This window comes from Sutcliffiella halmapala (genome assembly GCF_002019665.1).
GTDB lineage: Bacteria > Bacillota > Bacilli > Bacillales > Bacillaceae_I > Sutcliffiella_A > Sutcliffiella_A halmapala.
Map to the genome: position 1 here is coordinate 684,284 of NZ_KV917375.1, position 15,457 is coordinate 699,740.

14 protein-coding genes are annotated in these 15,457 nt (G+C 39.5%); 13 read left to right on the top strand and 1 reads right to left on the bottom strand.

Annotated elements, in window-relative coordinates:
* The first annotated feature begins 237 nt into the window (after window positions 1-237).
* The 11 genes from ftsE (at window position 238) to BK580_RS03125 (ending at window position 11,953) form a co-directional block, all read left to right on the top strand.
* Window positions 238-924 carry a cell division ATP-binding protein FtsE gene (gene ftsE, locus BK580_RS03075; protein ID WP_078378915.1) on the top strand — a complete coding sequence of 229 codons (687 nt, stop codon included), beginning with the start codon at window positions 238-240 and terminating at the stop codon, window positions 922-924.
* Window positions 914-1,807 carry a permease-like cell division protein FtsX gene (gene ftsX / locus BK580_RS03080; protein WP_078378916.1) on the top strand — a complete coding sequence of 298 codons (894 nt, stop codon included), beginning with the start codon at window positions 914-916 and terminating at the stop codon, window positions 1,805-1,807. Before ftsE ends, ftsX begins: the two co-directional genes overlap by 11 nt.
* Window positions 1,808-1,910: 103 nt before the next feature.
* Complete coding sequence (locus BK580_RS03085; RefSeq protein WP_078378917.1) at window positions 1,911-3,236, top strand: murein hydrolase activator EnvC family protein; 1,326 nt, start codon at window positions 1,911-1,913, stop codon at window positions 3,234-3,236.
* 298 nt (window positions 3,237-3,534) lie between these two features.
* Entirely contained in the window at window positions 3,535-4,494 is a 960-nt protein-coding gene (locus tag BK580_RS03090; protein ID WP_078378918.1) for a VanW family protein, read from the top strand.
* Window positions 4,495-4,764: 270 nt separating this feature from the next.
* Entirely contained in the window at window positions 4,765-6,243 is a 1,479-nt protein-coding gene (locus BK580_RS03095) for a S41 family peptidase (protein ID WP_078378919.1), read from the top strand.
* A 93-nt stretch (window positions 6,244-6,336) separates the two neighbouring features.
* Entirely contained in the window at window positions 6,337-7,530 is a 1,194-nt protein-coding gene (locus BK580_RS03100) for a PDZ domain-containing protein (protein WP_078378920.1), read from the top strand.
* 233 nt (window positions 7,531-7,763) lie between these two features.
* Window positions 7,764-8,711, top strand: coding sequence for an ABC transporter ATP-binding protein (locus BK580_RS03105; protein ID WP_078378921.1), 948 nt, complete (start codon window positions 7,764-7,766; stop codon window positions 8,709-8,711).
* Between the two features lies 1 nt (window position 8,712).
* Window positions 8,713-9,450 (top strand): ABC transporter permease, encoded by a 738-nt coding sequence (locus BK580_RS03110; protein ID WP_078378922.1) that lies wholly within the window; start codon window positions 8,713-8,715, stop codon window positions 9,448-9,450.
* Window positions 9,447-10,133, top strand: coding sequence for an ABC transporter permease (locus BK580_RS03115; RefSeq protein WP_078378923.1), 687 nt, complete (start codon window positions 9,447-9,449; stop codon window positions 10,131-10,133). Before BK580_RS03110 ends, BK580_RS03115 begins: the two co-directional genes overlap by 4 nt.
* A 67-nt stretch (window positions 10,134-10,200) precedes the next feature.
* Window positions 10,201-11,304 carry a sensor histidine kinase gene (locus BK580_RS03120; protein ID WP_078378924.1) on the top strand — a complete coding sequence of 368 codons (1,104 nt, stop codon included), beginning with the start codon at window positions 10,201-10,203 and terminating at the stop codon, window positions 11,302-11,304.
* A 43-nt stretch (window positions 11,305-11,347) separates the two neighbouring features.
* The gene (locus tag BK580_RS03125) at window positions 11,348-11,953 is read left to right on the top strand and encodes a response regulator transcription factor (RefSeq protein ID WP_078378925.1); all 606 of its coding nucleotides are present in this window, start codon (window positions 11,348-11,350) and stop codon (window positions 11,951-11,953) included.
* Between the two features lie 197 nt (window positions 11,954-12,150).
* Here BK580_RS03125 and BK580_RS03130 read toward each other — a convergent pair whose 3' ends face one another.
* On the bottom strand, window positions 12,151-13,008 hold the full coding sequence (locus BK580_RS03130; RefSeq protein ID WP_078378926.1) for a MurR/RpiR family transcriptional regulator: 858 nt from the start codon (window positions 13,006-13,008) through the stop codon (window positions 12,151-12,153).
* A gap of 152 nt (window positions 13,009-13,160) precedes the next feature.
* Here BK580_RS03130 and gnd point away from each other — a divergent pair, with 152 nt between their 5' ends.
* The gene (gene gnd / locus BK580_RS03135) at window positions 13,161-14,057 is read left to right on the top strand and encodes a phosphogluconate dehydrogenase (NAD(+)-dependent, decarboxylating) (RefSeq protein ID WP_078378927.1); all 897 of its coding nucleotides are present in this window, start codon (window positions 13,161-13,163) and stop codon (window positions 14,055-14,057) included.
* Window positions 14,058-14,085: 28 nt separating this feature from the next.
* The gene (locus tag BK580_RS03140; RefSeq protein ID WP_078378928.1) at window positions 14,086-15,429 is read left to right on the top strand and encodes a GntP family permease; all 1,344 of its coding nucleotides are present in this window, start codon (window positions 14,086-14,088) and stop codon (window positions 15,427-15,429) included.
* Window positions 15,430-15,457 lie beyond the last annotated feature (28 nt).

Consider the following 15,457-nt stretch of genomic DNA (forward strand, 5'->3'; position numbering starts at 1 on the left):
ACCAACTGTATCTTCCAATTGAAAAGAAACTGTAATAATTAAAACTCTAATTTTGTCGAAATAGATGGTATAATGAAAAAGTGAATTTATGCGGAAATTTATGATAAATATACATATTTAATGGTGGAAGTAAGTTTCCCCTCGTATTGGAGTTATATTTATTTAAATTTCTTCCTTGCCAATATTCGAATAATGGGAAGGCACTTTATTCAAATATTCTAACCCGCAGGTGATTAAATGATAGAAATGCAAGACGTCTATAAAAAATATCCTAACGGTGTTCAAGCCGTTGATGGAATAAATATAAATATTAAAACAGGTGAATTCGTATATGTAGTAGGACCTAGTGGTGCTGGTAAATCAACGTTTATTAAAATGATGTACCGTGAAGAAAAACCAACAAGCGGTTCGATTATTATAGATGGTATAAATTTATCGAAGTTAAAAGAAAGCAAGGTTCCAATTTTAAGAAGAAACATCGGAGTCGTTTTCCAAGACTTTAAGCTTCTCCCGCAACTAACGGTGTATGAGAATGTAGCATTTGCCTTAGAAGTAATTGAAGAAAATCCTAAAAATATCAAAAAGAGAGTCATGGAAGTTTTAGATTTAGTAAAACTTAAACATAAAGCAAGACATCTTCCTAATGAACTTTCTGGGGGAGAGCAACAGCGAATCTCGATCGCACGTTCCATTGTTAACAACCCGAAAGTAATGATCGCTGATGAGCCAACAGGGAATCTCGACCCAGATACATCTTGGGAGATTATGAGTATTTTCGAAGCGATTAATGAAAAAGGTACAACTATCTTGATGGCGACGCATAACCGTGAAATTGTAAATACGATTAAAAAGAGAGTAATTGCAATTGAGCATGGAAAGATTGTGCGAGACCAAGCAGAGGGGGATTATGGATATGAAGCCTAGAACTCTTTTGCGCCATTTTAGAGAAAGTTTTAAAAGCTTAGCACGAAACGGTTGGATGACCTTTGCATCTGTTAGTGCAGTTACCGTAACATTATTGTTAGTTGGTGTATTCCTTGTCCTGATGATGAACCTCAACAACGTGGCATCAGAAATTGAAAATGATGTCGAAATACGTGTTCATATAGATTTGACAGCGACAGAAGAAGATCAAGCTGTTCTTAGAAAAGAGATTGAAGGCATTCCAGAAGTGCAAACGATTGACTTCTCCTCTAAAGACGCAGAATTAAAAGGTTTAGTAGATAGCTTTGGTGAGGATGGCGGTGCATTTGAGCTGTTTGAACAAAACAATCCACTTTATGATGTGTTTATTGTAAAAACAGCGAATCCAACTGACACGATTAAAACGGCTAAAGCAATAGAAGAGCTAGGGAATGCACATAAGGTAATTTATGGTGCAGAATTAGTAGAGAGATTATTTAAAGTGTTTGAGATTGCTAGAAACGTCGGACTTGCTTTAATACTTGGTTTAGTCTTCACAGCAATGTTCCTTATTTCAAATACCATTAAAATCACTATTTTTGCCAGAAGAAAAGAAATTGAAATTATGAAGTTAGTTGGGGCAACAAACGGATTTGTCCGTTGGCCATTTTTCTTAGAAGGACTTTGGTTAGGCGTGTTAGGTTCACTCGTGCCTATCGGAATAATTCTAACGTCCTACTATTATCTAATAGATTTAGTACAACCGAGGATTCAAGGAACTTTTTATGAATTACTTCCTTTCTATCCATTTGCTTTCCAGGTTATTGGAATATTGATATCAATTGGTGCTTTCATTGGAATGTGGGGAAGCATGATGTCTGTTCGTAAGTTCTTACGAGTTTAATAGAGTACGATATATATAATATCTACCCAAAAAAATGAAAAATATGATAGGGATAAACAGAAAAGTCCCTATCTGTACATAAGAATTTAGGGGGAAACAGGGAATGAGAAGAAAGATTGGTACAGTTGCTATTGCTGCGGTTATAGGATTTTCAGGATTTTTCTCTACTAGTTTTTCAGACACAGCTTCCGCAAATTTGCAGGAAAAACTAAATGAGGTTCAAAATGAAAAATCTTCAAATGAATCAACAAGAAATGAGAAAAAAAATGAAGTGAATAATCTGCAAGCTGAACAAAATAGATTAGCTGCAGAAGTAAAGCAATTAGACTTAGCAGTAGCAGAAACGAAAGCGAAAATCAGCGCTAAAAAAGAAGAAATTGATGGAACAAGACAAGATATCACTAAGCTACAAGAAGAAATAGTGGTATTAAAAGAACGTATTGAAAAAAGAAATGAGCTTCTAAAAGATCGCGCTCGCTCTTTCCAACAAGGTGGAGGAGCTGTTAACTACCTAGATGTATTGCTAGGAGCACAAAGCTTTGGAGATTTCATAGACCGTGTTGGTGCGGTTGCTACGATTGTACAAGCAGACCGTGATATTTTACAAGCTCATCAAGATGACTTACAGCTGTTAGAAGAAAAAGAATTAGAGCTACGTGAAAAACTAGCTTCTCTTGAGCAACAGCTTACAGATTTAGAAGGAATGGAAGTCAAATTAAAGCAACAAATTGCTGAAAAAGATAAACTAATGGCAGAATTAAAGAAAAAAGAGTCTGAAACAATGCATGAAATTCATGAGCTTGAGAATGAAGCTACAGTATTAGCAGCTCAAGAACAAGCAATAAAAGCGGAGATTAAGGCCGCAGAAGAACGAAAGAAACGTGAAGAAGAGGAACGTCGTCAACGTGAGGAAGACGAGCGTCGTAGAGCAGCAGAAGCTAAAGCTGCAGCAGAGGCTGCAAAAGCCGCAGGAAAGCCTGCCCCGCCAACTCATGTAACTTCACCTCCACCACCAGTTTCATCTGGTAACTGGACACGCCCAGCTACTGGAAGTGTAACATCTGGATTCGGAACTCGTTGGGGTTCTAACCACTTTGGTATTGATATTGGTAAAAATGGCAGAACAGGAGATGTTCCTGTTGTAGCCGCTGCTAGTGGAACGGTGTTTCAATCTTTCTATTCTAGCTCTTATGGAAACGTAGTGTTTATCACTCACTATATGGATGGACAAACATGGACTACTGTTTATGCTCATTTAGAGAGAGCTGGAGTTCCAGCTGGTACTTCAGTATCGAAAGGGCAACAAATTGGAATCATGGGTAACACTGGGTTTTCTACTGGACCACATTTACACTTTGAACTACACAGAGGTTCTTGGAACGGTTCTAAATCAAACGCTGTGAATCCAGCTTCTTATATTAATTTCTAAAATAATAATGATGGGATATTAATACACAACCTTTTCCGAGATATGTGAGGGGGTTGTGTTTTTTTGCTTTTTGGTTTTATACGATATGGTGCTATTTAGGGGAGGTTTTGTTTTTCCTAGTGCCCAATTTTATTGAATCGAAAAACTAGGGAACGAAAGGAGCCCTCGATTTCCGCCCCTCCCAAATCCACAACAATATAAACCCCATCCCATCAAACACCCACTCTCCCCCAGAAAAGAACAATTACATCAAATAACAAACTCCTGCTCATACTAACGATGGGAGGAAGAGTGACATATGATAAAAATTTTGTTAGCTAGTCTATTATTATTGGCTCCTCAATCTGTCGAGTCGCCTGACAATTACTTAACGATAACTCAACATGGGCAGAAGATTATCACGATGAACCGTGAGGATTTCATGATGCCACTTCCAGGGACACCGTTGATTAATGAGGAAAAATATGAGCAATTTATTGAAACAATAGATACAAAAGTGTACCAGGAACCTCAAAATGCGATGATAAATGATTTAGGAGGAATCGCTAAAGAACAAGTAGGTTACAGATTAGATAGACAGTTGTTTAGGGAATATTTTTATAAGTATTTTTTTAGTAATGGACCTTCAGAGGTGGAAGCACCACTGATGGAAATATATCCAAAGGTTGATAGTGAGCTGCTTTCTCAAATTCGCGTACAACAAATCGGGCAATATGCCACTTATTTTAATTCTTATAATAAAAGTCGTTCTCATAATATTTTTCTTGCTGCTCAAGCAGTAGATAATCATGTTGTTTTCCCAAATGAGACATTTTCGTTCAACAAAGTTGTTGGCAAAAGGACGACAGAAAGGGGTTATCTGCGGGCTCCAATTATTGTAAGTGGGGAATTAGCGGAAGGTGTCGGCGGAGGGATTTGTCAGGTGTCATCCACATTGTTTAATGCTGTGGATCGTGCAGGGCTGAAAATTGTTGAGCGCTACTCCCATAGTAGGAAGGTTCCATATGTACCACCAAGACGGGATGCTACGGTAAGCTGGTATGGACCTGACTTTCGTTTTCAAAACCAATACAATCAACCGATTTTGATTCGTGCCAAACGATATGGTGGCATGATGGTAGTGAAACTTTATTCCTCTGATGTCATCAATTATGAGCCAAAGGTAGTTCCTAATGCCCCATCGGAGTTACCAAAAGAAATTCATATAGAGCACGAAATACATCGTTCACTAAGAATTGAACCATCATTTTTAAAGTAGCTTGGATGGACTAAAGTATTTATGTATATTCTTTGATAAAAAATGCACATAAAAAGTACAAGCATCACATATACTGTAACTAAACAAAAGGCATTACACTTTCAAAGTGTAATGCCTTTTACTGCAACGTAGCTTACCTTATAGGCGAATGACTACTTCATAACAGTCGACTTACATAAGTGTTTTTATTTCCAACCATGCATGGCTGTGATACAATTGCGTCATATATTATTCGTTCGGTATAGGGTAGATGGATGAGGAGGAGCTTTCATGAATCGCAAAGTCGTCACATTATTAATGATAGTCTCAATTTTAGTTGGTGCAGGGGGCATGTATGCGGGAATACAATGGTTCGGTTCTAGTCAGGCTGCCGCTGTTCCTTCTCAGCAAACGGAAAATGGTGCTATCAAACAACAAGAAACACCGAAAGAAAGCGCAAAAGATATTCAAGCACATATGGACAAAATTCAACAAGCATATGAGTTAATCTCTTCTAGATATGTAGAAGAAATGGTATCAGACAAGCTAATTGAAGGTGCAATCCAAGGTATGGTCAATACATTGGAGGATCCTTATTCAGTTTATATGGATAAAGAAACGGCAGAGCAATTTAATCAATCTTTAGAGTCTTCATTTGAAGGAATTGGTGCAGAGGTTGGGATGCAAAATGGTAAGGTAACGATTGTTTCTCCTTTCCGTGGATCACCTGCAGAAAAAGCTGGTTTGCAACCAAACGATCAAATTTTAAAAGTGGATGAAGAAGATATTGAAGGACTTGATTTATATCAAGCAGTTTTGAAAATTCGCGGTGAAAAAGGCAGTGTCGTAAAGCTACAAATCCAAAGACCAGGGGTACAGGAGCCATTTATGGTAGATGTGACCCGCGACACAATTCCGATTGAAACGGTTTATTCAGAAACGTATGATTTTGAAAATAAGAAAGTCGGATATATTCAAATTACATCTTTCTCACAAGATACCGGTGAGGACTTCAAGAAACAATTAGCAGAGCTTGAAGAACAGAACATTGAAGGTTTAGTAATAGATGTCCGTGGCAATCCTGGTGGACTATTAGAGCAGGTGCAAATGATTTCTTCAGAATTAATTACGAAAGAAAAGCCATATGTTCAAATTGAAGAGCGTAATGGGGAAAAACAACGTTTCTTCTCTTCTATATCGGAGAAAAAACCTTATCCAATCATCACATTGATTGACAAGGGGAGTGCATCTGCCTCAGAAATTTTGGCAGGAGCATTAAAAGAGGCAGGAAATTATGAAGTTGTCGGGGATGCGTCGTTCGGTAAAGGTACCGTGCAACAGGCAGTTCCGATGGGTGACGGTAGTAACTTGAAGCTTACCTTGTATAAATGGTTAACTCCTGATGGAAATTGGATTCATGAAAAAGGAGTAGAACCTACGATTCCAGTGAAACAACCAGATTTCTTCTATGCCAATCCAATTAACCTAGAGGAAAATGAACAGCTCGCTTTTGACACGAATAGTGAAAAAGTAAAAAATGTTCAGCTTATGCTAAAAGGATTAGGCTTTGATCCTGGTCGTGAGGATGGCTACTATAGTAAGGAAACAGAAAATGCCGTGAAGTCTTTCCAAGCAGATAATGATTTATCTGCTACAGGTAAAATTGATGGATCCACTGCAGAACTTATCCAAAGCAAGCTACTTGAGGCAGTACGCTCAGAAAAGAACGACGTACAACTTCAAGAAGCATTGAAAAACCTATTTAAATAAATTTTTCGGGGTCGGCTTCTCATATGGTGAGGGTCGGCCCCTTTGTGTTAAAATAAAGGAAATATGTTTTATTAGATGATAGGCGGTGATTCGATGATAGAATCATGGTTATTGGAGTTACTAAAGGGTGTAGGACGATTATTTATTCATCCCGTTTTTTATGTAACCTTAGCCCTTGCAGTAGTATTAGGATATTTTCGAGTAAAACGAGAACGGCATGATTTTCACATACGAATAGAGTACGGTCTTACAGAGTTTCAAAAAGCATGTAAGACGCTTGTTTTAGGACTAGTATTGTCTTTTGTCACGGTAGGATTAGGACTTATTCTTCCGTTTGGTACGATATTTTTAATTAGTTTAGTGACTGTTTTCTTTGCACTATTTATCAAGCCGCGTTGGCTTTCGACAGGGTATATAGTTGGTTTTTCTCTCCTTCTAGCGGTGCTACTTCCAAAGTGGACAACAGGCATAGAGAGTGTAGATAGTTTATTTAGTAGCATTGGAGAGACTCATTTACCTTCTTTGGCAATATTAATGGGATTATTAATGATCGTGGAAGGGATACTTGTTTCTAAGCAAGCATCCATACAAACGTCTCCTCAGCTAGCAAAAAGCAAAAGAGGTTTACCGGTCGGATCCCATATAGCACAGCGGGTCTGGGTGCTGCCATTATTTTTATTTGTTCCAGGAGAAGGATTAAGCACTACTTTTGAATGGTGGCCTGTCCTCCAAATGGGAGAACAATCTTTATCCTTATGGCTCGTTCCCTTTGGAATGGGATTTTATCAAAGAATCAAAGCAAGCCTACCAAGGGAAACAGTCGCCATTACTGGGCGCCAGCTTTCTGCATTAGGTGCATTGATTCTCTGCCTAGCAATCTCGAGTGTTTGGTGGGAAGTAATTGCGATTATCGCAGCTGTCATCGCCGTATTTGCAAGAGAATGGATCCACTACTTAGTTCGTGTTCATGATGACAAGAATCAACCTATTTTCGTTCAACGTGATGAAGGTCTGATTATTTTAGGTGTTATTCCAGAAAGCCCAGCTGGAAAAATGAATCTTCTAATCGGAGAAATCATTGTAAAAGTAAATGGCCAATCTGTCTCCACAGTAGAAGGCTTCTATGAGGCGCTTCAGCACAATCGTGCGTTCTGTAAACTCCAGGTGGTAGATGATAATGGAGAAGCTCGTTTCGCACAATGCGCCATCTATGAAGGTGATCACCATGAATTAGGACTGTTATTCGTTCAGGACGGGAAGAAATGGAAGCGGACGGTGGCGGGGTAATCTTATGGTACAGATAGAAATGAAGTAAGACTTAAAAGGAAGCACTTTAATTACAACGAGCAGGCGTACTTATTATATAAGTGCGTCTTTTTGCTGTATCTAAGTAGAACCCGATTAGTCAGAACGCATTACCCTTCCTATTTTTCGTTACAAATGTAACTACTAGTCAAGGTTGTGCAGTGTCATAATAAACGCAGATGCTAGTAATGAAAGATACATCGGGAGGAATAAAAATGACCATTGCACATATGGAAAATATAGTGAAGCGATACGGTTCTCAACGAGTTTTAGATCATATTGATCTTACGATTGAACAAGGGGAAATTGTAGGATTATTGGGTCCGAATGGTGCAGGGAAAACGACACTGATCCATTCGTTGGCTGGCCTAATACGTGTCGATTCTGGGGAAATAACTTTATTTAATCAGCAGTTAACAGATCACATACAGGAGATTAAGAAAAATATTGGATTAGTTACTCAAGATATTACGGTGTTTGAGGATTTGACTGCAAGAGAAAACCTGGAGTTCTTTGGCGGGATTTATGGGTTGAAAGGTGCTTTACTGAAACAAAGGGTAGATGAAACGCTGGAGTTTGTCGGACTTAAAGAACAAGCTAAAAAGCTACCTACGAAATTTTCAGGTGGAATGAAGAGACGTTTGAATATTGCATGTGCACTCGTCCATAAACCGAAATTTCTTATTATGGATGAGCCAACTGTAGGGATAGACCCTCAATCAAGGAATCATATTTTGGAATCAGTAAGGGAATTACAGCGCCAAGGAACGACCGTTCTTTATACGACGCATTATATGGAGGAAGTACAGTCCATTGCTTCGCGTGTGGTTATTATGGATCAAGGTCATGTTATTGCCCAAGGGACGCTTGATGAGCTTGTTGAAAATCTCCAGCATGAGGAGAAGATTGTGTTAGAAGTAGCAGCAGAGCCTACAGAAGCGGTTCTTGAGAAGCTACGTAACCTTGATGGGGTAAAAAAGGTTGTGCAGGACGGACTAAAACTGCAAATTATTTCAAGCACGGGAGCGGGTAACCTAGACAGAGTACTTTCTATCGTAAAAGATACCGGTGGTGTTCGTTCTGTTAGTGCAGAAAAGCCTACATTGGAGGATGTTTTCTTAACGCTTACTGGAAAAAGTCTTCGTGACGGGGAGGAGGGCTAGTATGATTAGAGCGCTACGCTTTCCGTTGCTCCGAATGCTTCGCAGCTATTTAGGACTTATTCTTTTGCTTGTGCTGCCCCTTTGTTTGATTTCCGTTTTAGGATTGATATCAAGCCATGTCCCAGGTGAAGGAGGAGGAGAAGCGATATCGGGGATGACTTGGCTTTCGGTTAGCTTTATGATTAGCTTCCAGCTTTTTGGTGGGTCGTATACGATGGCATATATGAAAGAAGATTTTTTTACACCTCGGAAGTGGCGAATGTATTCTCTTCCAATCAAGCCAGTCACGTATGCCTTTACCATATTAGTAGCGAGTGTGTTATTTAATGCAGCACAAGGGATGGTTATCGTGTTTTTTACAAAATTGGTATATGGAGTGAACTGGGGGAATCTTGGTTGGGTGTTGCTCATTATCATTGTTGTGTCCATTTTATCTCAACTAGTTTGCCTCATTTTCGTACTTTCTGTGAAAAATTACAAAATAGCGGAAAGACTATCAGAGGTATATGGCATCGGTTCTATTATTTTGGCAGGGATGATGTTTAGCCTTCCTAAGTCAGGCTTCTTCGATTTCATGTCGACCTATGGCAATCCAGTCTCACTTGGACAAAATGCCATCTTTGGAATGATTAGTGGCGAGGGGATGGACAAAGCTTTTCTTAGTCTAGGGATATTACTGATTGCGACACTTCTAGTAGCCTTCGGGGCAATTTTTGTGGGAAGGAGAAAGCTAGCATGACCATCTTTACTTTTGCGTTAAAGCGTAGTTTTCGAAGTAAAAGCAATCTCATCTTTCTTCTTCTCCTTCCAATCATTTGTATTTTATTGCCTACTCAGGAGTGGCAGCCCCTTCCATTAGGTTTTCAATATTATGGGATCATCCTTTTGTTTAGCGCTTCCAGAGTTGTCGTGTCGATTATGCAAGACCGTGCGACAGGTGTTCTGCTCCGAATTGGCGTGTCTCCCGTTACGCATTTTCACTACCTTTTCCAAAGTCTACTCGCTTATTCCCTCATTTTAATTGGGCAAAGTGCATTAGTGGTTTTTGGAGGAAGGCTCGTGCATGGTGAAGTAATCAAGGAGCCGTTGTTATTATTTGTTGTCTATGCCATTTTTTCATTGACGGCAGTGGCTTTTTGCTTAGCGTGGAATTCTCTCTATCGTAATAAGGAAACTGCTCTTCTTCTTTTAATGAATGTCATTATTCTCATGGCGATGCTTGGTGGAGTGATGTGGCCAATGGAGATTATGCCAGAATTTCTCCAACGAACTGCGATGCTTTTACCAACGTATTGGCTAGTAGAGGCAGTACGTACAATTATCTATGAAGAAGGGACAAGGGCGTTATTGTTTCCAGTAAGTGTTATCCTTTTGTTCACGATTGCTTTTTTATTATTAGGAAGCAAAAGAAGATTAGTATAGAAGAAAAGGTTACGATAAAATAGACGGTAGGTATAGACAGGGAAGAAAGGGAGAGGTGGAGGCGCCGATGAAGGACCATTCGAACGAAATATGGAACCCTAAAACAAGCACACTACTTTGGCGGGTCCTCGGATTACTACTACTCAGCTTATTTTGGCTTACTAGTCAAAGTAGTGAGTTTGGAGTAATCCTTCTCCTATTTTTAGCAGTGATGGCATTGGCGCGCTGGCGCTTTTCCTTGCCAGGATGGACGGTTCTAATTGACCAAGCGGCATGCTTGATGATGCTGTTTTCTTGGGAAGATGCTTGGTTAGCCTTAAGTCTCCCAATTTTTGAAGCCTTTCGTAGTGGCAAGAAAAGGTATCTTATCCCCTCTCTTATCGCGCTTTTATTTTATGCAGAACTCTCGATTGCCCTTATCAGCCTTTCCGTTCTAGCGGCCTTTTCTGGATTAGTCATTCGCAGTTGGGAACAGCAGATGGAGCAATATCGATTAGAAGTAGATCGTGAACGGCGAACTCGTTATGAGCTGGAGGTATTAAAAAGGGAGTTGTTGTTGGCTAACGCAAAAGCGGCACGTACAGCAGAGCTAACGGAACGGAATCGCATCTCTCAGGAATTACACGACCATGTGGGCCATGAATTAACCGGGGCAACGCTTGCACTCCAGGCTTTTGAACAATTATGGGAAGAAAACGATCCTCAGGCAAAAGACTTCTTCGGGCAATTAAAGGAACGGCTTTTTAAAAGTACCCAGGACTTGCGGGAGACCGTGCATAATATGAAGCCAGTGAAGCCGTTGGGAATTGATGTACTAGAAGAGGTTTGTCGTGCCTTTACAGCCTATCCGATTGATTTCAAGGTGTACGGAAATACCGAAAAAATCCCTGTTTATTTATGGAGTATTTTAGAGCCATGTCTGAAAGAAACCCTTACAAATGTAAGTAGGCATGCAAATGCGACTAAAGTAGAGGTATCATTAGATGTGAGCGAAAGTATCGTGCGACTTGCTGTTTATAATGATGGGGAAACAAGCGGGACGCTCACCAGTGGAGGAGTCGGCTTACGAAATTTACGGCAACGAGCAAAATCAGTCGGAGGAAGTGTCGCCTTTCATACAAAGGACGGCTTCCAGTTTGTTTGTGTCCTGCCGATTGAAGATGCAAGGTGATAGGTTAGAATGATTGTATGAGAATAAGAGAGGTGAGTGGACGATGAAAATCCTAATTGTTGATGATGATCCGTTAATATGTCAAAGTCTTCAAGTATTACTCTCTCGTGAAAAGGATATGCTCGTCATTGGAACGGCCAAGAACGGAGCTGAGGCTTTAGAGAAGTGCGAGCAGGAGCTTCCGGACGCCATCCTGATGGATATTCGTATGCCGGTGATGGATGGAATCCAAGCAACGCGCGAAATAAAAAAGCGCTGGCCCCATGTCGGGATTATGATGCTAACGACTTTTGAGGACGAAAAAAATATTCGCTTAGCTCTTTTGGCAGGAGCAAAAGGCTATTTACTGAAATCTGCACAAGTCTCTACGATGGCAGAACATTTACGAGCATTAAATGCAGGTTCCTCCGTATTGGATGCAAATGTCTTAAAAACACTAACCCAACCTGAAAAACAAGATCTCAGTGAATTGACACCTCGAGAAAAAGATATATTGGAATTAGTAGCCCAGGGCTGTTCTAACCGTGAAATAGCTGAACAATTATTTCTCAGTGAGGGGACAATACGTAATACACTTTCCATTATTTTAGAAAAACTTGAGGTGAGAGACCGAACCCAATTAGCGATTTATTACTGGAAAAACAGATAGGATGGCACGAAAAAGCGAGGATGGTGCCCCGAAAATACAAAATGAGGTACTCAATAGAGATTATTGAGTACCTCAAGTCTATTCGTGCTAAATGTTATACTAGCTCAACTAATATGTTTGATAGTTATAAGATTTGCTTTTATATTTACCTCTAAAAACTACTCTTCGAAAAACAACTTTTCTACTTTCTCTTTACCTTAAATCCTTTTCACTGAAATAGCCGCCCGTACTTTTTGTAGTGCTTCTTTTCCGGTTTCCTTTTTTGCCATTAATACATTTACATAAATAGCGTCAATCATGGCTAGCTGTGCAATACGTGATGCTAAGGCTTCTGAACGATAATCGGTTTCTTCCGAGACAGTATAAAGAGGGATATCAACCAGTTGACTTAATGGAGATTTTGCAAAGTTCGTAATCCCGATGGTTGTGACATCGCTTTCTTTTACTACTTCTAAAATATGCATCATATCTTTTGATGCACCAGTGTGCGAAATAATTATGGCTACATCGTCTTTGGTTAATTGGCTAGCTGACATTAGCTGCATATGTGTGTCAGATTGAACACTTACCGAAATCCCCGTTCGAATTAATTTATGGTAAGCATCAAGGGCGATGACATTCGATCCGCCGCTGCCAAATAACTCTACTTTTCTAGCGCCTAAAATTGTCTGTATTCCTCTTTTAAAAGATGGCTCATCTAAGATCTTCAATGTATCTTCTAATGTTTTTATATTGGAACGAAATACTTTCTCTGCAACGGTTTTTTCATTATCATGTTCTAAAATGTTTTCGTGGATATCTTGGATTGGTTCGACGATTTCCCTAGCAAGTGCGATTTTCATGGCTTGGTAGCCTTTAAAGCCAATGCGCTGACAGAAACGAAAAACAGTAGAATCAGCAACTCCAAGATCATCGGCCACTTGGTTTATTGTACTATTCACGATTTTTTGTGGATTATTGAGGATATAGTCTGCTATGACGCTCTCTTTCCCTTTAAACTGTGGGTAGTGAGAACGAATTCGCATCATGCAATATTGTGTTTCCTGAATGTTCATGGTGCGACCTCCGAGTATAAGTCTTCTTAACTATCATAATATGTTTTGAAAAAAAATGAAAATATTTTTTGATAACGCTTGCAAAATGTGAAATATTTTTTCATAATAGGAACATAACAAAAAATATTTTTCTTTTTCTTGGAGGACTTACTATGAAACTAGCAATGATAGGTTTAGGGAAGATGGGATATAATCTTACACTTAATCTGATAGATAATAAACATGAGGTCGTAGCTTTTGATGTAAATGATGAAAACGTACACAAAAGTGAGCAGTATGGTGCAATACCTGCCTATTCGATTGAAGAGGCTATTTCAAAATTAGAATCTCCAAAGGTTATTTGGATGATGGTACCAGCTGGAGAGATTACAGAGCAGGTTTTAAGCGAGATTAGTAGATACGTCACAGAAGGTGACATTGTCATTGATGGTGGGAATTCTAATTATAAAGATACGCTTAAACGTGCTAAATCATTAGAAGTTAAAGGTGTATCCTACCTTGATGTTGGAACAAGTGGTGGAATGGATGGCGCGAGAAACGGTGCATGTACGATGATCGGTGGCAATCCAGAAGCATTTAACCATGTAGAGCAACTTTTCCAAGATATTTGTGTGGAAAACGGTTACCACTATGCTGGAAAATCTGGAAGCGGTCATTTCTTAAAGATGGTACATAATGGCGTGGAATACGGTATGATGCAATCTATTGCAGAAGGCTTTGATATTTTAGATAAAAGTGATTTTGATTTTGACTACGAAAAAGTTGCTAAGGTATGGAATAATGGTTCAGTTGTTCGCTCGTGGTTAATGGAGTTAACAGAGAGTGCTTTTAGTAAAGATGCAAATCTTGAAGCAATTAAAGGCGTGATGCATTCGTCTGGAGAAGGTAAATGGACAGTGGAGACGGCGTTGGATGTACAAGCAGCTGCACCTGTTATCGCATTATCACTTATGATGCGCTATCGTTCTTTAGAGGCTGATACGTTTTCTGGAAAAGTTGTTGCGGCATTACGAAATGAATTCGGTGGCCATGCTGTCGAGAAAAACTAAGAAGGTCTAGAATTAGGAGGAAAACATTATGTCAGCTTCAACATTAATAATTGTTGCGATTGCAGGGATATTTACACTATTATATTTAGTTATTCGCTCTAAGCTTCATGCATTTGTCGCACTTTTACTTGTAAGTTTACTTGTGGGAATTGCCGCAGGGATGCCTTTAAATGATGTTCTGCAATCTGTTCAAAATGGAATGGGTGGAACTCTTGGCTTCGTAGCAGTAGTAGTTGGATTAGGTGCTATGTTTGGTAAAATGTTAGAGGTTTCTGGCGGAGCAGAGCGTCTTGCTCAAACGCTTATGAAAAGATTCGGCGAAGACCGCTCTCAATGGGCTCTTGGTATTACAGGGTTTTTAGTAGCTATTCCCGTCTTCTTTGATGTTGGGTTTATTATTTTAGTTCCAATTATTTATGGATTAGCAAAGAAAACAGGGAAATCCTTACTGCATTATGGGATTCCATTGCTTGCAGGATTAGCGGTAACTCATAGCTTCATACCGCCAACACCAGGACCAATTGCTGTTGCAGAGTTGATTGGGGCGGATCTTGGTTGGGTTATCCTATTTGGTGTTATTGCAGGTATTCCGGCCATGATTATTGCTGGGCCAATTTTCGGTAAATACATCGCCAAAAAAATTCATGTAACAGTACCAGCTTATATGGAATTTGAAGAAAAAGAATATGATAAAGATTTACCTGGTTTTGGTTTGATTTCTGCAATTATTTTAGTACCATTAGTGTTAATTTTGATGAATACGCTCTCGACAGTACTACTTCCCGAAGATAGCTGGATTCGAGCAATTACAACGTTTGTCGGGCATCCATTTGTCGCATTAACGATTGCAACATTATTGACCTTCTTCTTCTTAGGAACAAAACGTGGTTATTCGAAGCAAGAAGTACATGACATCGCAACAAAAGCTTTAGAGCCAGCTGGGATTATTATTCTAGTAACGGGTGCAGGTGGAGTGTTTAAACAAGTACTAATGGATTCTGGTGTTGGAGAAGTATTAGGTGATATGATGGCTACATCTCCACTACCTCCAATCGTGCTTGCCTTTTTAATAGCTGCAATAGTTCGCGTTGCTCAAGGATCTGCAACAGTTGCAATGGTAACTGCAGCAGGACTTATTACCCCAGTAATCGGAATTATGGATTTAGAAGGTCCGATACTTGGATTAATCGTTATTTCAATTGCCTCAGGGGCAACGGTTCTTTCTCACGTGAACGATTCTGGTTTCTGGTTAGTGAACAGATATTTCGGTTTAGACGTAAAAGACACATTAAAATCATGGACAGTAATGGAAACAATTATTGGGCTAGTTGGTTTCACCACAGCTCTTATACTTGCATTAATTATCGGTTAAATGAATTAGAGTGCCTATCACAGGCGCT

What these genes read in the sequence shown, in the direction of transcription:
- ftsE (WP_078378915.1), top strand. Translation starts at nt 238, where the DNA reads ATGATAGAAATGCAAGACGTCTATAAAAAATATCCTAACGGTGTTCAA.
- ftsX (WP_078378916.1), top strand. Translation starts at nt 914, where the DNA reads ATGAAGCCTAGAACTCTTTTGCGCCATTTTAGAGAAAGTTTTAAAAGC.
- BK580_RS03085 (WP_078378917.1), top strand. Translation starts at nt 1,911, where the DNA reads ATGAGAAGAAAGATTGGTACAGTTGCTATTGCTGCGGTTATAGGATTT.
- BK580_RS03090 (WP_078378918.1), top strand. Translation starts at nt 3,535, where the DNA reads ATGATAAAAATTTTGTTAGCTAGTCTATTATTATTGGCTCCTCAATCT.
- BK580_RS03095 (WP_078378919.1), top strand. Translation starts at nt 4,765, where the DNA reads ATGAATCGCAAAGTCGTCACATTATTAATGATAGTCTCAATTTTAGTT.
- BK580_RS03100 (WP_078378920.1), top strand. Translation starts at nt 6,337, where the DNA reads ATGATAGAATCATGGTTATTGGAGTTACTAAAGGGTGTAGGACGATTA.
- BK580_RS03105 (WP_078378921.1), top strand. Translation starts at nt 7,764, where the DNA reads ATGACCATTGCACATATGGAAAATATAGTGAAGCGATACGGTTCTCAA.
- BK580_RS03110 (WP_078378922.1), top strand. Translation starts at nt 8,713, where the DNA reads ATGATTAGAGCGCTACGCTTTCCGTTGCTCCGAATGCTTCGCAGCTAT.
- BK580_RS03115 (WP_078378923.1), top strand. Translation starts at nt 9,447, where the DNA reads ATGACCATCTTTACTTTTGCGTTAAAGCGTAGTTTTCGAAGTAAAAGC.
- BK580_RS03120 (WP_078378924.1), top strand. Translation starts at nt 10,201, where the DNA reads ATGAAGGACCATTCGAACGAAATATGGAACCCTAAAACAAGCACACTA.
- BK580_RS03125 (WP_078378925.1), top strand. Translation starts at nt 11,348, where the DNA reads ATGAAAATCCTAATTGTTGATGATGATCCGTTAATATGTCAAAGTCTT.
- BK580_RS03130 (WP_078378926.1), bottom strand. Translation starts at nt 13,008, where the DNA reads ATGAACATTCAGGAAACACAATATTGCATGATGCGAATTCGTTCTCAC.
- gnd (WP_078378927.1), top strand. Translation starts at nt 13,161, where the DNA reads ATGAAACTAGCAATGATAGGTTTAGGGAAGATGGGATATAATCTTACA.
- BK580_RS03140 (WP_078378928.1), top strand. Translation starts at nt 14,086, where the DNA reads ATGTCAGCTTCAACATTAATAATTGTTGCGATTGCAGGGATATTTACA.